At 56.2% G+C, this 19,267-nt stretch carries 19 protein-coding genes and 1 tRNA gene; 14 read left to right on the forward strand and 6 right to left on the reverse strand.

Annotation, left to right across the window (positions count from 1 at the left end):
* Positions 1 to 58 precede the first annotated feature (58 nt).
* The gene (locus tag C2U30_RS22010) at positions 59 to 727 is read right to left on the reverse strand and encodes a class I SAM-dependent methyltransferase (RefSeq protein ID WP_103244560.1); all 669 of its coding nucleotides are present in this window, start codon (positions 725 to 727) and stop codon (positions 59 to 61) included.
* 99 nt (positions 728 to 826) lie between these two features.
* The gene (locus C2U30_RS22015) at positions 827 to 1,468 is read right to left on the reverse strand and encodes a TetR family transcriptional regulator (protein WP_059168626.1); all 642 of its coding nucleotides are present in this window, start codon (positions 1,466 to 1,468) and stop codon (positions 827 to 829) included.
* A gap of 152 nt (positions 1,469 to 1,620) precedes the next feature.
* Here C2U30_RS22015 and C2U30_RS22020 point away from each other — a divergent pair, with 152 nt between their 5' ends.
* From C2U30_RS22020 to C2U30_RS22065, 9 genes are all read left to right on the forward strand, one after another.
* Positions 1,621 to 2,814 carry an efflux RND transporter periplasmic adaptor subunit gene (locus tag C2U30_RS22020; protein WP_103244561.1) on the forward strand — a complete coding sequence of 398 codons (1,194 nt, stop codon included), beginning with the start codon at positions 1,621 to 1,623 and terminating at the stop codon, positions 2,812 to 2,814.
* Positions 2,815 to 2,831: 17 nt separating this feature from the next.
* Positions 2,832 to 5,981: an efflux RND transporter permease subunit gene (locus C2U30_RS22025; RefSeq protein WP_103244562.1), complete on the forward strand. Its 3,150-nt coding sequence runs from the start codon at positions 2,832 to 2,834 to the stop codon at positions 5,979 to 5,981.
* Positions 5,974 to 7,389 (forward strand): efflux transporter outer membrane subunit, encoded by a 1,416-nt coding sequence (locus tag C2U30_RS22030; RefSeq protein ID WP_103244563.1) that lies wholly within the window; start codon positions 5,974 to 5,976, stop codon positions 7,387 to 7,389. The genes C2U30_RS22025 and C2U30_RS22030 overlap by 8 nt, the downstream gene beginning before the upstream one ends.
* A 342-nt stretch (positions 7,390 to 7,731) precedes the next feature.
* Positions 7,732 to 8,727 carry a sulfate ABC transporter substrate-binding protein gene (locus C2U30_RS22035; RefSeq protein WP_103244564.1) on the forward strand — a complete coding sequence of 332 codons (996 nt, stop codon included), beginning with the start codon at positions 7,732 to 7,734 and terminating at the stop codon, positions 8,725 to 8,727.
* A 469-nt stretch (positions 8,728 to 9,196) separates the two neighbouring features.
* Positions 9,197 to 10,510 (forward strand): tyrosine-type recombinase/integrase, encoded by a 1,314-nt coding sequence (locus C2U30_RS22040; protein ID WP_103244565.1) that lies wholly within the window; start codon positions 9,197 to 9,199, stop codon positions 10,508 to 10,510.
* A 413-nt stretch (positions 10,511 to 10,923) separates the two neighbouring features.
* On the forward strand, positions 10,924 to 11,148 hold the full coding sequence (locus C2U30_RS22050; RefSeq protein WP_103244567.1) for a hypothetical protein: 225 nt from the start codon (positions 10,924 to 10,926) through the stop codon (positions 11,146 to 11,148).
* Positions 11,145 to 11,447, forward strand: a complete 303-nt coding sequence (locus C2U30_RS22055) for a hypothetical protein (RefSeq protein ID WP_103244568.1) — start codon at positions 11,145 to 11,147, stop codon at positions 11,445 to 11,447. The genes C2U30_RS22050 and C2U30_RS22055 overlap by 4 nt, the downstream gene beginning before the upstream one ends.
* Before the next feature lie 178 nt (positions 11,448 to 11,625).
* Positions 11,626 to 12,630: a hypothetical protein gene (locus C2U30_RS22060; protein WP_103244569.1), complete on the forward strand. Its 1,005-nt coding sequence runs from the start codon at positions 11,626 to 11,628 to the stop codon at positions 12,628 to 12,630.
* A 724-nt stretch (positions 12,631 to 13,354) separates the two neighbouring features.
* Positions 13,355 to 14,254 (forward strand): hypothetical protein, encoded by a 900-nt coding sequence (locus C2U30_RS22065; RefSeq protein ID WP_103244570.1) that lies wholly within the window; start codon positions 13,355 to 13,357, stop codon positions 14,252 to 14,254.
* A 213-nt stretch (positions 14,255 to 14,467) separates the two neighbouring features.
* On the opposite strand, the gene C2U30_RS22725 is transcribed toward C2U30_RS22065, so the two are convergent.
* Complete coding sequence (locus C2U30_RS22725; protein ID WP_143237799.1) at positions 14,468 to 15,064, reverse strand: hypothetical protein; 597 nt, start codon at positions 15,062 to 15,064, stop codon at positions 14,468 to 14,470.
* A gap of 275 nt (positions 15,065 to 15,339) precedes the next feature.
* On the opposite strand from C2U30_RS22725, the gene C2U30_RS22070 reads away from it, so the two are divergent.
* The gene (locus tag C2U30_RS22070; RefSeq protein WP_103244571.1) at positions 15,340 to 15,582 is read left to right on the forward strand and encodes a hypothetical protein; all 243 of its coding nucleotides are present in this window, start codon (positions 15,340 to 15,342) and stop codon (positions 15,580 to 15,582) included.
* Positions 15,583 to 15,675: 93 nt separating this feature from the next.
* On the opposite strand, the gene C2U30_RS22075 is transcribed toward C2U30_RS22070, so the two are convergent.
* Complete coding sequence (locus C2U30_RS22075; RefSeq protein ID WP_103244572.1) at positions 15,676 to 15,885, reverse strand: superinfection immunity protein; 210 nt, start codon at positions 15,883 to 15,885, stop codon at positions 15,676 to 15,678.
* A 252-nt stretch (positions 15,886 to 16,137) separates the two neighbouring features.
* Here C2U30_RS22075 and C2U30_RS22080 point away from each other — a divergent pair, with 252 nt between their 5' ends.
* From C2U30_RS22080 to C2U30_RS22095, 4 genes are read left to right on the forward strand one after another with little or no spacing between them, the layout of a single operon-like run.
* Positions 16,138 to 16,566, forward strand: a complete 429-nt coding sequence (locus C2U30_RS22080) for a hypothetical protein (RefSeq protein ID WP_103244573.1) — start codon at positions 16,138 to 16,140, stop codon at positions 16,564 to 16,566.
* A complete protein-coding gene (locus C2U30_RS22085) occupies positions 16,563 to 16,796 on the forward strand; it encodes a hypothetical protein (protein ID WP_103244574.1) in 234 nt (77 codons plus the stop codon). The genes C2U30_RS22080 and C2U30_RS22085 overlap by 4 nt, the downstream gene beginning before the upstream one ends.
* A gap of 5 nt (positions 16,797 to 16,801) precedes the next feature.
* Positions 16,802 to 17,389: a hypothetical protein gene (locus C2U30_RS22090; RefSeq protein WP_103244575.1), complete on the forward strand. Its 588-nt coding sequence runs from the start codon at positions 16,802 to 16,804 to the stop codon at positions 17,387 to 17,389.
* A complete protein-coding gene (locus C2U30_RS22095) occupies positions 17,386 to 17,643 on the forward strand; it encodes a hypothetical protein (protein WP_103244576.1) in 258 nt (85 codons plus the stop codon). The genes C2U30_RS22090 and C2U30_RS22095 overlap by 4 nt, the downstream gene beginning before the upstream one ends.
* Positions 17,644 to 17,831: 188 nt before the next feature.
* Here C2U30_RS22095 and C2U30_RS22100 read toward each other — a convergent pair whose 3' ends face one another.
* Entirely contained in the window at positions 17,832 to 18,863 is a 1,032-nt protein-coding gene (locus C2U30_RS22100; RefSeq protein ID WP_001809438.1) for an IS630-like element ISAhy2 family transposase, read from the reverse strand.
* A 314-nt stretch (positions 18,864 to 19,177) separates the two neighbouring features.
* Positions 19,178 to 19,253: transfer RNA gene (locus C2U30_RS22105), tRNA-Thr, on the reverse strand.
* Positions 19,254 to 19,267: the final 14 nt, after the last annotated feature.

A 19,267-nucleotide genomic window follows, 5' to 3' on the forward strand; every position in this document is an offset into this window, starting at 1 on the left:
TTAACACAAATGCCGCATCTTGTCTGCCATCACCTGGTTAACTCAGAGTTAAATATTGTTACCTGGATGCTGAATCACGTCGGGCACCCTGTCTGGATCGACGGCCGCGATATTGATTAATTGTGGCTGGATTGGGGTCGCGGATCAGCAGGGCATGGAGCCAGCGGCCGTGCACCGCATCCTGGCTGCACCAGCTCTGATGCAGCTCAAACGGCAGGGGGGCGATCAGCTGCGTCATCCGGGCCTCATCGAGCCGGGTCAGCAGCGGATATTCCTCCTGTGAGGGGGGCAAGGGGCTGGCGGGTTCACTCTCGCCATAGGGGAAGGAGCAGTAGAGGGGCCCCTGGGGTTTGAGCAGGCCGGCGAGGTGCATCAGGGCAGGGGCCAGCTCATCCTCGGTCAGGCAGGGCAGCGAGCCGCTGGCCCAGATGCCGTCATAGGGCAGCACGTTGTGCATCTGCTCGAAGCGGCAGACCCGCACCGGTTGGCCGCACAGGCGCGAGGCGGCGCTGGCCTGACTCAGGCTGGCATCGAAGGCGGTGACCATGAACCCCAGCGTCCGAAAATGGTGCAGATCCTCCCCCGCGCCGCAGCCCGCTTCCAGCAGATGGGCGCCCGGCTGCAGGCGGGCCAGGAAGGGGGAGTGGGCCTGGCCGATGAGGGCGGGGCGGGGCGCCTGAAGGGCAGCGCTTTGGGTGCCTTGGGCGGGTGAGAGTGACAGTGGCATAGGGCTCGTCTCTAAGGTGGGCGGCTACTCTAGCAAATTTGCCCCGCTCTGTTCAGATCTGCTGAGGATCCTCCCCGGCCCAGCGCGCAACCAGCGCCATCAGGGACGGCGCAGAAGCGAGGGCGAGGGGTTGGCGAGCAGGCCGAACAGGGTGTCGAGCAGGAAGTCGGCCTCCTGAACAAGGTTGATGCGCTCCGGGAAGTGCAGCCAGTTGATGATGTAGCCATCCAGGGTGCAGTGAAGCAGCGTGGTGGCGCGGCGCAGATCCAGCCCTTGGGGCAGGTGGCCGAGGCGCACGGCGTTGCCCAGGGTGATCTCCAGATCCCGGAAGAAGTTGATGGATTGCTGACGCATGTGATCCCGCAGGGAGATGGCCTCTCCTTCCAGCGACTCCAGATTGAACATGATGGTGAACATCTGCTGGTGGGCGGGTTCTGTGCTGATCTTGCATATCACCTCCTTGAGGAAGAGGCGCAGCTTGCCGAGGGGATCCGGCTCCTGCTCATCCACACAGGCATCGAGCTGGTGGGAGAGGGGGGCGCACAGCTCCTCCCACAGGGTGACGAACAGCTCCTCCTTGTTCTTGAAGTGCCAGTAGATGGCACCCCGGGTAAGGTCTGCCGCCTTGGCGATGTCGGTCAGGTTGGTCTTCGCCAATCCCTGTTGGCAGAACAGATTCAGGGCCGTGCTCATGATGTGGCAGCGGGTCTGCTGCGCTTCTTCTTTGGTTCTTCTGGCCATCGGATCTGTACCTGTTAAAAGGGGAAAAAGTTACTTACATACATTTATGAATGTATGTATATTGCCTCATCTTCGCAGTTTTACCAACAGGGGCCCTATAAACCCTGTGGTTTTGTGGTTTTTTTTGTTTGAAACAGAGGCTCAGAAACTCCATGCATAAACACATTCTCGCACGTTCGGTGGGCCTTGCCTTGTTGGCAAGCGGCCTGCTGGCTGGTTGTGGCGACAAGGGCGAGGCCGGGCAAGGGGCGGGCGAGATGCCGCCTGCCGCCGTGGACGTGGTCACTCTCCATGCCGCACCGCTGCAACTCATGTCCGAGCTCACCGGCCGCACCGCCCCCCTGCGGGTAGCCGAGGTGCGTCCCCAGGTGAATGGCATCATCCTCAAGCGCCTGTTCACCGAAGGCAGCGACGTCAAGGCCGGCCAGTTGCTGTACCAGATCGATCCCGCCGTCTATCAGGCCGCCGTCGCCAGCGCCAAGGCGAACCTGGCCAAGGCACAGGCCAACGAGCAGAGCGCCCGTCTCAAGGCCCAGCGTTATGCCGAGCTGGTGAAGGTGAAAGCCATCAGCCGTCAGGAGTATGACGACGCCGACGCAGCCTGGAAACAGCAGGTTGCCGAGATCGGGGCCGCCAAGGCCGCCCTGCAGAGCGCCAACATCAACCTGGCCTATACCAAGATCACCGCCCCCATCAGCGGTCGCATCGGCAAGTCTGCGGTGACCGAGGGTGCCCTGGTCACCGCCCAGCAGGCGGACAGCCTCACCTCCATCTCCCAGCTCGATCCCATGTATGTGGACGTGCGCCAGTCCACCGCCGATCTGCTGCGCCTCAAGCGCCAGGTTGCTGCCGGCAAGCTCGTCCAGGACGAGAGCAAGGGCGCCAAGGTGCACTTCCAGCTGGAAGATGGCAGCCAGTACAGCGAAGAGGGCTCATTGCAGTTCTCCGACGTGACAGTGGACGAGACCACCGGCATGGTGACCCTGCGGGTCCTGGTCCCGAATCCCCATGATCTGCTGCTGCCCGGCATGTTCATGCGCGCCACCCTGCAAGAGGGCGAGCGCCCGCAAGGCCTGCTGGTGCCGCAGACCGCCGTGACCCGCACACCCAAAGGCGGCGCCACCGTCATGGTGGTGACCGCGGACAACAAGGTCGAGCTGCGGGAAGTGCAGCTCAGCCGCGTGGTTGGCGACAGCTGGGTGGTGGAGTCCGGCCTCAAGGCCGGCGAGAAGGTGATAGTGGCTGGTCTGCAGAAGGTCAAACCCGGTGCCCTGGTGGCGCCCGCTGAGCGCGCCAGCAACACCACGACAGCACAAGCCGATCAGACCCAGGTCACCAAGCAGTAGGATGGAGTAGTCGCCTCATGGCACGATTTTTCATAGACAGACCCATTTTCGCCTGGGTGATTGCCCTGGTGATCATGCTGGCCGGGGCCATGGCCATCATAGGCCTGCCGGTCGCCCAGTACCCGACCATAGCCCCGCCGGCCGTCGGCATTTCCGCCAGCTACCCGGGGGCGTCCGCCAAGACGGTGGAAGACTCGGTGACCCAGATCATCGAGCAGAACATGACGGGGCTGGATCACCTGCTCTACATGTCTGCCCAGTCCGATTCTTCCGGCAACGTCAGCGTGACCCTCACCTTCAAGCCGGGCACCGATCCCGACATCGCCCAGGTGCAGGTGCAGAACAAGTTGCAGCAGGCCATGTCGCTCTTGCCCCAAGAGGTGCAACAGCAGGGTGTGCGGGTTCAGAAGACCTCCAGCAGCTTCCTGATGGTGGCCGCCTTCATCTCCACCGATGGCAGCATGACCAACGACGATCTCGCCGATTACGTGGTCTCCAACATCAAGGAGCCCCTGAGCCGACTGGATGGGGTGGGTGACATCACCTTGTTCGGCAGTCAGTACTCCATGCGTGTCTGGCTGGATCCCCACAAGCTCAACCGGGTACAAATGACCCCGGGAGACGTGCAGGCCGCCATCCAGGCCCAGAACGCCCAGGTGGCCTTTGGCAAGCTGGGGGGCACCCCTGCGGTGAACGATCAGCAGTTCACCGCCACCATCATGGGACAGACCCGTCTCTCCACCCCGGAGGAGTTCAACAACATACTGCTGCGGGTGAACCAGGACGGCTCCAAGGTGCTGCTCAAGGACGTAGCCCGGGTCGAGCTCGCCGGCGAAAGCTACGATGCCTCCGCCCTCTACAATGGTCAGGCCACGGCGGCGCTGGCGATCAAGCTGGCCACCGGGGCCAATGCCCTGGATACCGCGGACGAGGTGCGCGGCAAGCTCGATGAGCTGTCGGGCTACTTCCCGGCCAACATGAAGATCGTCTACCCCTACGACACCACGCCGTTCGTGAAGATCTCCATCGAGGAGGTGGTGCAGACGCTGATCGAGGCCATCTTCCTGGTGTTCTGCGTCATGTATCTGTTCCTGCAGAACTTCCGGGCGACCCTGATCCCGACCATAGCGGTGCCCGTGGTGCTGCTCGGTACCTTCGGGGTCATGGCGGCCTTCGGCTTCTCCATCAACACCCTGACCATGTTCGGTCTGGTGCTCGCCATCGGCTTGCTGGTGGATGACGCCATCGTCGTGGTGGAGAACGTGGAGCGGCTGATGAGCGAGGAGGGGCTCTCCCCTCTTGAAGCGACCCGCAAGTCCATGACCCAGATCACCGGCGCCCTGGTGGGCATAGCCCTGGTGCTGTCGGCGGTATTCGTGCCCATGGCCTTCTTCGGCGGCTCGACCGGCGCCATCTATCGCCAGTTCTCCCTCACCATAGTCTCGGCCATGGTGCTGTCGGTGCTGGTGGCCCTGATCCTGACCCCGGCGCTCTGTGCCACCCTGCTCAAACCCATGAAGCACGGGGAGTTCGGTGCCCAGCGCGGCTTCTTCGGCTGGTTCAACCGCTTCTTCGACACCAATGCCAACCGTTACCAGAACGGCGTGCGCAAGGTGATCAAGCAGGGGACCCGTTACAGCATCATCTATCTGGCCATGCTGGCGGTGCTGGCGGTGCTCTTCATGCGCCTGCCCACCTCCTTCCTGCCGGAAGAGGATCAGGGGGTCATCATGTCCATGGTGCAGCTGCCGGTGGGGGCCACCAAGGAGCGTACCGAGGTGGTGCTGGCCGACATGCGCGACTACTTCCTCAAGAACGAGAAGGACAACGTCGATTCGGTGCTGACGGTGGCGGGCTTCAGCTTCGCCGGTAGCGGCCAGAACAGCGGCATGGCCTTCATCAAGTTGAAGGACTGGAGCGAGCGTAAAGGCGAGGAGCGCAGTGCCAATGCCATCATAGGCCGCGCCATGGGCTATCTGTTCAGCATCAAGGAGGCGCAGGTCTTCGCCTTCAACCTGCCTCCCATCCCGGAACTCGGCACGGCCACCGGCTTCGATTTCTTCCTGCAGGACCGCGGTGGTCTGGGGCACGAGAAACTGATGCAGGCCCGTAACCAGTTGCTCGGCATGGCGGCGCAGGATCCCAACCTGGTGCGGGTGCGCCCGAACGGGATGGAAGACACCCCCCAGCTCGACATCAAGATAGATTACGAGAAGGCGCTGGCTCAGGGGCTCTCCATCAGCGACATCAACAACACCTTGTCGGCGGCCTGGGGCTCTTCTTACGTGAACGACTTCGTCGACAGAGGCCGGGTCAAGAAGGTCTACCTGCAGGCGGATGCCCCCTTCCGGATGAACCCGGAGGATCTGAAGCTGTGGTACGTGCGTAACAGTGCGGGCCAGATGGTGCCCTTCTCCGCCTTCGCCAGCACCGAGTGGAGCTTCGGCTCGCCCCGTCTGGAGCGCTACAACGGCGTCTCCGCCATGGAGATAGTCGGTGAAGCGGCCCCCGGCAAGAGTACGGGTGACGCCATGGCTGCCATAGAGCAGATGGTGAAACAGCTGCCGGAAGGTATCGGCATCGAGTGGACGGGGCTCTCCTTCCAGGAGCGTCAGGCAGGCTCCCAGGCGCCGGCGCTCTACGCCATCTCGCTGCTGGTGGTCTTCCTCTGTCTGGCGGCCCTCTACGAGAGCTGGAGCATTCCGTTCTCTGTCATGCTGGTGGTGCCGCTCGGGGTGCTGGGCGCCATACTGGCGGCCACCCTGCGGGGCCTGGAGAATGACGTCTATTTCCAGGTGGGCCTGCTCACCACTATCGGGCTCTCGGCCAAGAACGCCATCCTGATCGTGGAGTTCGCCAAGGAGCTCCATGACAAGGGGATGAAGCTCGGCGATGCGGTGGTGGAAGCCTCCCGCCAGCGTCTGCGTCCGATCCTGATGACGTCCCTTGCCTTCATCCTCGGCGTCTTGCCGCTGGTGATAAGCACTGGTGCCGGCGCCAGCAGCCGCAACGCCATCGGCACCGGCGTCATGGGGGGGATGATCACGGCCACAGTGCTCGCCATCTTCTTCGTGCCGCTCTTCTTCGTGCTGGTGATGCGTTACTTCACCAAGCAGAGTTCAGTCGAGGAGCGCGCCGCGCTGACCAAGGAGACCCAACATGACTAAGACCCTGGTCGCCCTGAGTGTGACGCTGCTGCTGGGGGCCTGTTCCATGGCCCCCGATTACCAACGCCCCGAGGTGCCGCAAGGCGCCTCCTGGCAAGAGAACCTATCCACCCAGGGGGCGCTGGCGCCCTGGCAGCAACAGTTTCTGGATCCGGCACTGCAAAAGCTGATCGACACCGCGCTCGAGAACAACCGGGATCTGCGGCTCGCGGCCCTCAACGTCGAGGCCTATGAGGCCAGATACCGGATCCAGCGGGCGGCCCAGTTGCCGACCCTGGCCGCCAGCGGCTCCGGCACCCGTCAGCAGGGATCCGACGATCTCAGCAGCACGGGGCAGGGGAGCATCAGCAGCCAGTACGGCGCCGACATCGGCATCACCGCCTATGAGCTGGATCTGTTTGGCCGGATCCAGAGCCTGAAAGATCAGGCGCTGGAGAACTACCTGGCGCAAATCGAGACCCAGCGCAGCACCCAGATAGCGCTGATCGCCTCGGTGGCGAATGCCTACCTCACCCTGCTGGCGGATCAGGAGCTGCTGGCGCTGAGCCAGGCGACGCTCGCGACCGAGCAGGAGAGCTATGCCCTGACCCAGCACAAGTACCGGCTGGGGGCGGCCTCCGAGATGGAGCTGGCGCAGGGGCGCACGGCCCTTGAGAACGCCCGGGTCAGCCAGGCGCAATACCAGCGTCAGGTGAAACAGGACCGAAACGGTCTGGCTCTGCTGCTCGGCACAGAAGTGCCGGTGCTGGAGGGGCAACCGGCGACCCTGGCCGAGGTGCAACTGGCCGCCATCCCGGTGGGGGCCCCTTCCAGCCTGCTGCAACAGCGGCCAGACATACTGGCGGCGGAGCACAGCCTGAAGGCGGCCAACGCCAATATAGGCGCGGCCCGTGCCGCCTTCTTCCCGACCATCTCGCTGACCGCGACGGCGGGCACCGCCAGCAACCAGCTGAGCGGGCTGTTTGACGGCGGCACCGGCACCTGGACCTTCATGCCCCAGATAAACCTGCCCATCTTCGACGGTGGCAAGCGCATTGCGGATCTGGATGTGGCCGAGGTCGGCACCAAACAGGCGGTGGCGAGCTATGAGAAGAGCATCCAGACCGCCTTCAAGGAGGTCGCGGATACGCTCGGCGCCCAGGCGGACTACCAGCAGCAACTGCAGGCCCAGCAGGATCTGGTGGATGCCAACCAGACCTACTTCAAGCTGGCGGAGTTCCGCTACGAGCAGGGGGTGGACAGTTATCTGACGAGGCTGGATGCCCAGCGCTCCCTGTTCAGCGCGCGGCAGGGGCTCATCAGCACCCGCCTGGCTCAGCTCAGCAACCAGGTTGCTCTCTACAAGGCGGTCGGTGGCGGCTGGCAGGCCCCCAAGGAGGCCCCGGCGGCATCCGAAGGGCAGGGCTAGTCTCTCTCGCTGACAGCGTGACAGCCACAGGGCGAACCATCTGGTTCGCCCTGTTTTTTTAGGTGCGATTGACCATGCAAAGCCCAGCCTGGTTGCGGGGATAAACCCGCCCAGACCGGGAGCAAGCGCTGCACAAGCGCCTTCCATGATGTGCACCGGCCCTTACCGTAATCACCGGCCAGAGAAAACCGGCGACCGACTCGCAGCCGGCATCCGGCTCGTTCGCTGAGTCCGGCCGAGGGGATGCCATTAATCGCATAAGCTGCGCACTAATTATTCTTTCAAAGAATAAATGGGTGGCTCTTATAGTTGGTCACTCGACTCTCATTCCAAGGACGTGCAATGAAACGACTCCTGCCCGCCACCCTGCTCGCCGCAGGACTGGCCCTCACCCCGATGGCCCAGGCCGCCACCCTGCTCAACGCCTCTTACGACGTGATGCGCGACTTCTACAAGGACTACAACGCCGCCTTCCAGAAACACTGGCAGGCGGAAGGCGGCGAGCCGCTGCAGATCAATATGTCCCACGGCGGCTCTAGCAAGCAGGCGCGGGCAGTCATCGACGGCCTGCCCGCCGATGTCATCACCATGAACATGGCCACCGACATCAACGCCCTGGCCGAGCATGGCGGCCTGGTCCCGAAAGAGTGGGCGGCCCGCCTGCCGGACAACAGCGCGCCCTTCACCTCGGCCACTGTGTTCATCGTGCGCAAGGGCAACCCCAAGGGGCTGAAGGACTGGCCTGATCTGCTCAAGGAGGGGGTGCAGGTGATAGTGCCCAACCCCAAGACCTCGGGTAACGGCCGCTACACTTACCTGTCGGCCTGGGGTTATGTACTGGAGCAGGGGGGCGATGAGAAGGCGGCCAGGGCGTTCGTCGGCAAGCTGTTCAAGCAAGTCCCCGTGCTCGACACCGGTGGCCGCGCGGCCACCACCACCTTCATCCAGAACCGCATAGGCGACGTGCTGGTCACCTTCGAGAACGAAGCCGAGATGATCGCCCGCGAGTTCGGCCGCGGCAGCTTCGAGGTGGTCTACCCCAGCGTCACCGCCGTGGCCGAGCTCCCGGTGGCGGTCGTCGACAAGGTGGTCGACAAGCAGGGCACCCGCAAGGAGGCCGAGGCTTACCTGGCCTACCTGTGGTCTGACGAAGGCCAGCGCATCGCCGCCAACAACTACCTGCGCCCGCGAAGCCCTGCTATCCTCGCCGAATTTGCCGATCGCTTCCCGAACGCCACCTTCCTCAACGTGGTGAAGACCTTTGGCGAGTGGCCTGTTATCCAGAGCACCCACTTCAAGGAGGGCGGGGTGTTCGACCAGATCTATGCCGTGCAATAAGACGCACCCGAGCGGCCAAAGCCCGGCCAGGTGCCGCCATCTTGGGGCCATTCGCCTGGGGCTCACGCCTTGATTGCTCAGCCTCCCGGCGGGCGTGTCAGGGGCAGAATGGAAGATCCGGACATCGCCGGTATATGAAAGAAATGGGCTGGGCGCTCGCGGGATAATCAGGGTCCCTGACGGGGCCCACATCACAAGAAGCACAAAGGGTTAGCGTCTGAACGAAGCTAACCCTTTGTTTTACATGGTGCCGGAAACAGGAGTCGAACCTGCGACCTTCGCATTACGAATGCGCAATAGTGACGTTTCATTGTGTATCAAGCTATTCCAGAGACACCACAAATTACACCATAAGGCCCTGTAATTGCTGTAATAGTTTCTAATTTTGCATCTCATCTTGTCTTGTCATGTTTCATTTAATAGCATGTCCTTTGTTGGGCCCAGTGTTGGGCCAAATCTGGGGGCTGTGATGAGTGGCAAGATAATCAAGCAGGATCGTGAAATCAGCGCTTTAGCCGTCGATGAGGGCAAGAGCGTTAAGCGGTTCAGTGTGCAATCAAAGCATGGCGGAGGCTTGCATATTGAAGTTCGCGCCAATAGCAAAAAGAGATTCGTTTACAGATTCCGGCTAGCCGATAAGCAGCACGATCTTGTGATTGGCTATTACCCAAGAGTCACACTTGCAGAAGCCAGAGCGGCACACAAAGAAGCTACGGCGCTTGTGCGGCAAGGCATAGACCCTAGACAGGTGGCACAAGAAACCAAACTGGCGAATCTTGAGATGCCCACGCTTGCCGCCTGTTACCGTGACTGGCTGGCGATGCGTTCCAAGTCACAAAAACCGATAGGCCCGCGCACCCTGAGCGATTATGAGGGCACGTTTACCCGCCACATCGAGAAGGCGCTAGGCAATAAGCGGGTGTGTGACATTAGCCGCGCTTCACTGTATGAACATTTCCGCCATGTAGGCAGCACTGAGGGAACACGAAAAGGGCTGATATTGCTGAACCAGTGCCTTGACCATGCCGTACTGCAAGGCCATATCGAATTGAATCCCGCCCGCCTACTCAAACCAGCCATGTTTGGCGCGTCTATGGGTAAGCCTCGCAAGCGCTGGCTGAATCGCGATGAATTGAGCCAGTTATGGGCAGCACTTGAACAGGCGACCTCTGGCGGTGGTTCTGTGGCTGCTGGTGGTCGCGGGATTGCATCTAACGTGGTTCTATCGCCAGCGGTGGCTAATTGCTTGCGCTTGATAACACTTACCGCCGTTCGACGCTCTGAGGCTGTCCAGATGCGATTTGACCAAATCAATGGAGACCGCTGGACAATCCCAAAGACCAAGAACGGGCACGCCCACGTTGTAACCTTGAGCCCGCTGGCGCTAGAGATTATCGAAAAACAAAGGTCGCTCTCTGGTGGCCCCTTTATCTTTGAGTCCACCAGCAAGGCAGGGCACCCGATTACAGGTGACTCTCTCACCAAAGCGCTAGAGCGAGTCAGAAACAAGCACCTTGCCGAGCTTGAGCCTTTCAGCGTACACGACCTGCGCCGCACTGTAGCAACGGGCGCGGCGGAATATTTGGATGCCCCAGAACGCCTGATTGAGTTGATGCTCAACCATTTGCCGAAAGATAGATTGATCCGCACCTATCAAGTGGGTGGCATGAGCGAGAAGTTGCGGGCGCTGTTTCTGGGGTGGGGCGACTGGATAGCCGCCAACGTAGCCAAAGAGCCGGAGTCAGTGCCGGATAACGTAGTGCAATTGGGCGCGAGTAGATAGGATTACAGGAAAGTATTGGCGGCTCACAGCTCGATTGCGTGGGCCGTTTTGGCGTATGGCTGGATAAAAAACAGGCAAATAGATCCGAAGTGGCACAGATTGCACGAAACCGACAAAAGATGTGTTATTATCCCATCTGTCAGTCGGTAAAGACATGTCCGACTGTAATAGTAATACACCACTTAAACTATTACAACCATTTTGGGGGTTTTTATGCAAATTGAGAATCTAAGCGGTCACACGATTCTGAAGATCGGGCAAGTATTGGAGCTGACGCAGTCGAGCAGATCGAAGTTCTGGAGAGACCGTAAGATGGGCAGGGCACCCAAGTGCCTGATGCAGGGGGATCGAGTACTGGGGGTGACGGTCGCTGATTTCTTGGCATGGCAAGAGTCGCTTCGTGAGGGCGGCAAATGAAAAAGCCCGCCATGATGACGGGCCTTAAGATGGAGGGAAACGGGCGCCAACCCGCTTCAATCCTGAATGTGAGTGACGTTAGAGCGTCACACAAACCAAATGCCTTAGGGGGCTTTATGAAGTTTACTCGAATTCTTGATGCAATCAACCTTGATCGTACCATCACCGCACTTGCACTCATCACCGCAGGGCTGAACCTGCTGGGGATGGTGATGTCATGAGCATGATTCCTAACAATATTGTCATCCTGAGTGATGAGGATTTAGATCGAGTGTGCAAGCTGCTGTGCACCAAATACGCAAGTTGGGTGCGCGTTGTGGCACGAAATCCAGGCATCTTGACGCACGAGCTTCCCGCCATGCTCAGGCCGTCAAACAATCCTGCGGGCATAAGCCGGATGCTGAACAAGAAGCTGCTTCCCATTGGCCTGCAAATTGAAAAGCAGGTGCTGACGAAACATAACGAGTCGTGGGGGTGGTTCCTAGTCGAACTACCAGCAGTTGATGGCAAGGCGGCGTAAACAAGAAACAAAAGGGTAGGATTTCCTACCCTTTTTTCCCGTTGCGTGCGGTTGTCTGGATTAGTTGGGCGGAGTAAGATAAGCGCGTTACCTGCTGCCCCGTCGAGACTACCACATGCCCAACGGGGCATTTTTTTTATCTGTGGCGTGGTAGCCACTTTTTTGCAGGTGACAACGAATGACTGATGAATCAGCAAAGAAATTCCACTTTGAGGTCTGCGACGCGATAGCACATGGCGTTGAAGGGGCCGTTTTCCTGAGTAACATTCGCTTCTGGCTTCGCAAGAACATCGAGGCGCAATCAAACATCCACGATGGCCGTGTTTGGACGTTCAATAGCTCAAGGGCGTTTGCTGAGATTTTCCCGTTTTGGAATGAGCGAAAGATCGCCAGAATTACTGCTGCCCTAGAGGCTAGCGGAATCCTACTGTCCGCAAACTACAACCGGAAGCAATACGACCGGACAAAATGGTTTTCAATCAATGAGCCTGAGTTTGTCACGTCAGCCAATGATGATAGCGGCAATGGATCAGTGGGTGAGAGTGAGAGTTGCGGCGGAGAAGAAATGAAAATCGGCCTACAACCCGCACCAGAGGCCATTTGTCAAAAACGGGAAATGCATTTGTCAAAAACGGTGAATGCATTTACCGAATCTGTCCGACCAATACCAGATGTAATCTCTTCTGTAATCACTGATGTAACCGACACTACATGGCATTTTTTGCCAGCAAAAAACGTATCTGTCTCGACTGCTGATTCAAAGGATGATGATTCATCCAAAGCTGAAGGCCATGAAAGCAAAGACGGTTTGGCAGAGAAGAACAGCAAGGAAGGTTTGCCATTGCCTGACGAGCTTGGTGATGATTACCCACTCTGCAAGCAAGCCATTAAAATCATGAATCGGTTACGAAGAGAGGAAGGTCTTACCAATATCTACACAAACAGAATGCACACGCGTCAATGGCAGGAGTGTGAATACGCATTGGCGTCCATCTTCAACGATAGAGCGAACACTGGGCATATGGAACAGCACTTCTTTGACATGCTGGATGGCCCATTGGCTAAGGCGAAGCGCGTCACTCTTAATCACCTGTGCGCCACATTCACGAACGACAGTAACTTTGACCATTTGCACCTACTGGTAGACTGCCACGGATTTGATAACGATGGTTACGCCTACTAACAAGTCACAGGAGCCGCTAGATTCAATTTTAATGCGTCAGTCCATACAGACCCACCAGCACAAAATAGGATTGATTCTAGGGCTGCTACAGAGCCGTTAATCGCATATCAAAACGATGAACGGTAATAACCTCCCCTGGCAACCGGCCACACTAACGAGCACGAATCGTGCACGACTGGTTAACGGCTGGTACGTCACATAAACAACTTTCCGCGACCATTAACAGGCAAACAACAGGCTGCCAGCCCTTGCGCCGCAATGCTTACAGCGATTCCAAAAAACCACGTTTAACAGGCAAACAACCAGCAAACAACCAGCAAACAACCAGCAGACTGCCAGATTAGGGCAGGCAAAGGGCAGGCTGGAAACATTGGTGCGCAAGGCTTACGAGGTTTTTGATAGTTATTGAGGGCAGGCAGAAGGCAAGCATACTTTGCCAGCGTGAAAGAACACAAATGGAGTGCGCAATTCTGCCGCCTCCTGAGCGATTGCAATGCAAAGGCAATGCGAACGCATAACGAACGCATTATTGCGTTGGTTAGCTGGTGACTGATACAGCAGGCGGTACAGCTTAGAGCCATCATCACGCCCTTATCTGGCGCTGGTTTGGTTAACTGGTGATACAGCGGACAGTACACCTTGCGATACAGCTAAATGGTTTTCTAGCAAATTGGAATCCTAAATTTGATACAATGAATACACCCCATATTCATTAGAGGAAAGCATGGTTAGGCTGACGCAAGAGCAGAAAGATCGGATTGTTGAAATGCGGCGAACGCATTCGCTAAAAGAGATTGCAGCAATCACCGAGATACCACTGGGGACAGTCAGAACAATCTGTTTTCGTGCAGGCGTTAAAGCTCCTGTGCCCAATTCTGAACACGCAGCATTCTTTGTGCTACCAGAGCCCCAAGAAGCGGCGGGAACGCAGTTAGTGGCGTTTCAGTTGCCTGAACAGCGAACCCAGACAGGTGATCGAGAGGTTGACGCCTTTCTATGGCTGCTTGAGGTTATTGACGGCGGAGACCCTGTATTGATTGGTCAGGCGATGACTGCCGCTGAAAGGATGGAATCAACCCCTGAAGAGCTGGCGAAGCGTTATTCAAGTTCCGTACTGGCTAAGACTGGGAACGCTATGGCCGCCGCCTTTGCTGGCCTTGGTTGGGATGACTTGAAGGGCAGAGCGGAAAGGGCGATACAGAAAAGGGTTCGTGCCTGTGAGGCTGTAGCCATATTCGGTGATGATATTCACGAGCCTGCAAAGCAAGAGTATTTTTGCATTGAGGCGCTAAAGGGGCTGGAGCGTGGGAAATTTGGCTTTCTTGACCCGCAAGAGGTGGATTCTCGCTTTGAGCAGTACCCCCATTTAATCCCCAGCACAATTGAAGGCTGCATTCTTGAGTTCACATTCTGGAGAGACCTGTGGCGATTAAAAAGTTCCGTTGATGATGATACGTGCCAAGAGTCCTACGAGCGTGAGCAGTACCTATGGCGGCTAATGGCTAAGATTCGCCCCAGAAGCAAGGAAGAGGCCGCATCGGCGTTTAAATTCATGCTTGAGCGCGATGATAGGCAGGCGCTTGTTGATTGCCATGAGATCATATCGAACCTGCTGAGGGCCTAACCAAACCGAACCCAAGCAAACCCAAAATAACCCACTGGGTTTTCTGTAGGTTATGAATCGCTTTACTTTGGGTTCGTGGCACCGGATTTTAATTCCGGTTCACAGCAACCAAAATTCAAATGGTTAGCCATGAGGTTGATTGGATTTCGATACCCATAACAGGTGCCCTGTATTGCAAGACACCCGACCCACTAAATGAGCTGACAACCATACTTAGTTCATACAGCTCTGAATTTTTGTCGCCATATCTTTCAGTGTCGATAGCGCCATATCTGGATTGGCTCCATCCCAAGCACCGACAGGCTGGAATCCATTGTTAGTACTAAAGCCTGTCTCTTTCTGTGCCTGCATAATTTCACTGAAAGAAAGGAGTAGTTTTCCACCCTCTTTTTTAGCTACGACATCAAATTGCACAGTGCGGGAAATTGGCGCGAATCCGAATGTGAATGAATAATCAGATCTTCCTTGCGCGGCAACTTTTGACCCATCATCTGATTTGTATTTTATGACTTCACCGCCCGCAGAGTTGTTCTTATCGCCAGCAATGTAAAGGTTACCTGAAGCCTGCCCCACAAAGCTCTTAGATGTGTCGCTTAGTTGAACATCTTTATTAGACAAATTTGAGGCAATGCAGAAAGCAAGGTCTGAAGATGCTGATGCTTGGGAAGAAAACTCATAGCGATCTAAGAAACTATTTCCATTAACCTGCTTAAGCGTTAAGCCATCAACGCCATTCAAGTTGCTGCTAATTTGATTAGTTGCACATCCGGCCAGGCCGAGACCAATACCGAGAATTAGATAAAATTTCATTGCGCTATCACTCCATGTTGAAGATTTTTTGGAAGGTTATCACTTTGGGGGGTCAAGCGACAATCGATGTGGCTGATAAGTTTGATGTGTGTAATGCACTTGGCGATTCACCCCTTGGCTAGCGTCACAGGTAAGTCAGCCGCTGCCGATGCTACTACATCAGCATCGGAACCAGCCTTACTGACCCTCCTGAAAATGCAGAGCTTGACGACGAGCAGCACGCATTGATAAAGTGATATTGTAATAAAGTGATAATATGATATTGAGGTGAGTCGATGAAGAAAATGATCACTGAACACGCCGCACTGCTGCGCTTGAATCGCAAGTTGAAAAAGGAACAGCAGAAGGTGTGCCGCTCCCGATTCTCACAAGTCAGCGGCGACTATGGTGAGCTGGGGCGCTTTTATGTGGTAGATGAATCGATTGGGGCTGTTATTGCCAAGGATATTGATTTGCCACAATGGATGAATCAGGCTGGTATCCTCAAAGACTATGAAGAGATTCAGGCTGCTGAATAAACCCATGAAACCCGCACTGTAGAACACTTTGCGGGTTTTTGTTATGAAGAGCTAACCAAGGCTTATGCAATCAGTCTGAGCCCTTCCCCTTGGCTAGCTGCTCTTTGTTTGGCTGCCTTCGACATTGGCAGTCAGTGCCCACACGAAAGAACCGATCCAGCCCAGAACCGTCCAGCCTAACAGCAAGTTCAGGGCAGAGATCGCGGTTGCGTTGCGATGCTTTCGCAATACGGCAATGAATAGCGGCAGAAAGTAAACGATGACTATGAACGCCAGAGTTCCCACACTATCAAACAAGTCCATGTAATCCCCACGTTGAAGCCGTTTCAGGTTCGGTAATCCTAACCTGTTTATGCTGCTTACTCTACTTTCGTTTTAACCACACACCAGCAAGCGAACACGCCTATCAGGAACATTATCCCAAGGGTCTGATAAAACATACGCATATGCACCTTTAGTTTGTGTTTGTAATATTTTAGCGCCCCGCATTCTTCTTTTTCGATATGGTAAAATAAAGGCACTGTAAAAACAGAGCGAAAACAATGGGGGTTTAATATGGCTTGGCAGAAAGGCCAGACCGGAAATAGTAATGGGCGCCCTACTGGTACAGGGAAAGCGCAAATAGTTCGACGAGTCATTGCAGGCGTTTTTGGTAGCGAAGATGGGGCAATCCAAGCGGTGGCAGAGTTGGCAAAAGGTGGCGACCTGCAAGCCTGCGCTCTCTTGCTATCAAAGACCATCCCGCCCATTCGCTCCAGCCATGAGGCAGTAACACTGATCGATGCTGATGCCTTGCAAGGTATGACAGCAAGCCAGAGAGCGGCATTGATTAATCAGGCTGCAATCACTGGCAGATTGCCCGCTGATATTGCGCTTCTTCTACTCGATGGAATTGAGCGTGAATATCGAATTTTAGAAAGCACCGAATTGTGTGAGCGGTTCGAGGCTTTAGAGTTGAAACTAAACCAGAGGGATAAGACATGAGCCAATTACACGGTAACATTCAAATGCTGACAAACGCAGACCTAGATAAGTTCGTCGATATTCTGGCGGTCAAGGTTGAGGCGAAAATCGCAGCTAACCAGCAGAAGCGGGATATTCAGAACCATATCACCAAGACTGTGACCGAGGCACTCGCAAAACAGAACAAATCAGCAGAAAGCAAATCAAGTGCTGATGAAGATATTTTCGCAAACTACAAGATCGGGGATTGAACAGAATGAAAATTGAAGCCATTAAATTCGATATGGGTAGCCGTTACGTCGCTCCGGTGAGCATGATCGCGACATTGGCAGAACATCAAGATAGGGCCGACGCTTTGGTCGGGAAAGTAGCCGAGCGGATGAATCAGGAGCTTGTAGCGCTGCGTGAAAAGCTGATGGGAGAGATTCCGAAGCCTGACATCGCCGGATTCAGGGCAGAGCTTGAAAAGGCCAGGGAGGCCGCACAGGATCGCCTGAGCGCAGGAGTTGCCGCAGCTAATCAGGCAATCTCCGAGACCGATCACCTGAAGTCTGCAATGGCCTTACAAACCCGGATGATTGCCGGGGCCAGCTTTGAGCAGCTGCTTTTCGAGCTGGGCTCTTACCGTGAGCTGAACAGCTTGGCCCTGCTCGCCGAGCAACTTGGCCGCACTGGCATTGCTTCTGAGGCCCGAGCAAAAGCGATTGAGGTTGCCACCGGTGGTGCACAGCGAGAGGTCGACCAGTTGGAAAGCTGCTTGCGTAACCTTGGCGATGCCGAGGGCAACTATCTCGCACTGTGGAAAATGATGCTTGGCCAGCTTGGCAAGGGCGCAGAGGAATGAGCGCCCGAACCAGAGGATTCCTGAAGCGAGTGGAGGCGGTCGAGAAGGCCGTCTCCCGCCGATGTAATGGCGACTCAATCGAAGAATGCGGGCGATACTTTCGTGCGCTGGATGGCCTGAGAAAGCAAGACTATCTAATCATCGCTACCGATGAAGAGATTGCAGCCCACGCCATCAAGCAGGGGGTAGAGCCTGAGACGCTAATCCGGTTCGCTGGGATCATGAATCAGGTGGTTATTACCGATGATTGTTAAGCCCCTGACGGGGCTTTTTTGTTGGGGGCTGAATGCTGATAGATGATCGTGGCGACATAAGACGCGATGAGGAAATGCTGGTTCGCTCTCTGGTTGCCGCAGAGAAGGGCATGGGGCCGCGCAGGTGGATGTCAAAGTTTGGCGGAATGGCTGGATACAATGGAACTAAATAACTGATCCCAATAGTGCTACACCTTCGCTGTGCCATAGCCATTCCCCGGGAAAGGAGACACGGTATCCATGAAGTGTTTCACTCGGGCCAGCAGGTTTGCCATCCCTCTGCATTGATGATTGCGCGTGATGGTTTCATGTAACTTGTGCCATAGCCGTTCTATGTGATTAACCCAAGGGCTGTAAACTGGCTGGAACACCAGGCAGAACTTGGGATTCTTCTTCAACCATCGCTCGGTCTGTTTGCTTTTGTGAATGATGTAGTTATCGAGGATCAACGTGATGGTTTTGGCTCGTCGGTAGTGGTGGCGCAGCTTTTCCAGCATGGCAATAAACAGCGATGAGTTTTTCTTGATCCCGCTGACGTAAAGTACCCTTCCGTTGCCTGCGTGGAGAACGCCTGCCAGATAATGCTTGGCATTCTGCCCCGGTGTGACAACCCGCTTTTGCTGCGCTCTGAACATCCAGTCGGCTCCTAATTTGGGATTGAGGTCTATATCGACTTCATCCTCATAAAACACCGGATTATCGGCATCACAGCGGGCCAGCGCGGCGTCGATATTCGCCATTTTTTCCTGATAGGCTGGGTCTTTTATCCGCAAGGTCGGCACGGGCCTGCGCCAGACAATGCCCATACGAGGTAACCATCGGCGGAGCGTGGAGGCTGCCACATTGAGCCCTGTTAACCGATTGATTTTTATAGCCAATAGTTCAGTACACCAACGGCTGCGCTGATAACCAAAATCTTGCGGAGAAAACTGCATGAGCAGCACCAGTAAGGTGACAATCTTGGCGATAGGTAAGACTGGGGCACGGCCAGCCGGTAAGGCTTCTAGCGCATCTATGCCTTCATCTCGATACCACCGAAGCCAACGACCGATGGTCGAGCGCGCAGCGCCGGTAAGGTGATGAACATCGGTGATCGTGCGTCCTTCATGTAACAGCAAGATGGCCATCAAGCGACGAGCATGTCCTTTATCACGGGTGGCATGGATGATTTTGTGAATGCGGCGCCGTTGTGGTCGTGGCAGAGGTGGTAGGATAGGCATCAACTCAGTCCTTTGGGTGTGGCTTGTTTTGTTTAGCGACTAATCAGATCGCACAAACTGGACTGAGTTCCCTTCCTCCGGTGATCTACTATTCGGAACAGCTATTTAGGCGTCTCTCTGTTCGCATTGAGTCGCCAGAGGTGAAGGTATTGATTCCAGAGTATCGCGCCGTGTTTGAGGTGATGAAAGCAAGGCTATCTCGCTGACTCTATGAAAAGCCCTACCGATTGCCACCTGTTGGGCCCCCTGTTGGGCCAAACAGTCAGAATGCACAAAGGGTTGGCCTCACCATGATGCTAACCCTTTGTTTTATCTGGTGCCGGAAACAGGAGTCGAACCTGCGACCTTCGCATTACGAATGCGCTGCTCTACCAACTGAGCTACACCGGCTTGTCCCTAGATTC

Source organism: Aeromonas sp. ASNIH5 (genome assembly GCF_002902865.1).
Taxonomy (GTDB): Bacteria; Pseudomonadota; Gammaproteobacteria; order Enterobacterales; family Aeromonadaceae; genus Aeromonas; species Aeromonas caviae.

Coding starts and splice junctions, on each gene's coding strand:
- C2U30_RS22010 (WP_103244560.1), bottom strand. CDS start 727: ATGCCACTGTCACTCTCACCCGCCCAAGGCACCCAAAGCGCTGCCCTT.
- C2U30_RS22015 (WP_059168626.1), bottom strand. CDS start 1,468: ATGGCCAGAAGAACCAAAGAAGAAGCGCAGCAGACCCGCTGCCACATC.
- C2U30_RS22020 (WP_103244561.1), top strand. CDS start 1,621: ATGCATAAACACATTCTCGCACGTTCGGTGGGCCTTGCCTTGTTGGCA.
- C2U30_RS22025 (WP_103244562.1), top strand. CDS start 2,832: ATGGCACGATTTTTCATAGACAGACCCATTTTCGCCTGGGTGATTGCC.
- C2U30_RS22030 (WP_103244563.1), top strand. CDS start 5,974: ATGACTAAGACCCTGGTCGCCCTGAGTGTGACGCTGCTGCTGGGGGCC.
- C2U30_RS22035 (WP_103244564.1), top strand. CDS start 7,732: ATGAAACGACTCCTGCCCGCCACCCTGCTCGCCGCAGGACTGGCCCTC.
- C2U30_RS22040 (WP_103244565.1), top strand. CDS start 9,197: ATGAGTGGCAAGATAATCAAGCAGGATCGTGAAATCAGCGCTTTAGCC.
- C2U30_RS22050 (WP_103244567.1), top strand. CDS start 10,924: ATGAAAAAGCCCGCCATGATGACGGGCCTTAAGATGGAGGGAAACGGG.
- C2U30_RS22055 (WP_103244568.1), top strand. CDS start 11,145: ATGAGCATGATTCCTAACAATATTGTCATCCTGAGTGATGAGGATTTA.
- C2U30_RS22060 (WP_103244569.1), top strand. CDS start 11,626: ATGACTGATGAATCAGCAAAGAAATTCCACTTTGAGGTCTGCGACGCG.
- C2U30_RS22065 (WP_103244570.1), top strand. CDS start 13,355: ATGGTTAGGCTGACGCAAGAGCAGAAAGATCGGATTGTTGAAATGCGG.
- C2U30_RS22725 (WP_143237799.1), bottom strand. CDS start 15,064: ATGAAATTTTATCTAATTCTCGGTATTGGTCTCGGCCTGGCCGGATGT.
- C2U30_RS22070 (WP_103244571.1), top strand. CDS start 15,340: ATGAAGAAAATGATCACTGAACACGCCGCACTGCTGCGCTTGAATCGC.
- C2U30_RS22075 (WP_103244572.1), bottom strand. CDS start 15,885: ATGGACTTGTTTGATAGTGTGGGAACTCTGGCGTTCATAGTCATCGTT.
- C2U30_RS22080 (WP_103244573.1), top strand. CDS start 16,138: ATGGCTTGGCAGAAAGGCCAGACCGGAAATAGTAATGGGCGCCCTACT.
- C2U30_RS22085 (WP_103244574.1), top strand. CDS start 16,563: ATGAGCCAATTACACGGTAACATTCAAATGCTGACAAACGCAGACCTA.
- C2U30_RS22090 (WP_103244575.1), top strand. CDS start 16,802: ATGAAAATTGAAGCCATTAAATTCGATATGGGTAGCCGTTACGTCGCT.
- C2U30_RS22095 (WP_103244576.1), top strand. CDS start 17,386: ATGAGCGCCCGAACCAGAGGATTCCTGAAGCGAGTGGAGGCGGTCGAG.
- C2U30_RS22100 (WP_001809438.1), bottom strand. CDS start 18,863: ATGCCTATCCTACCACCTCTGCCACGACCACAACGGCGCCGCATTCAC.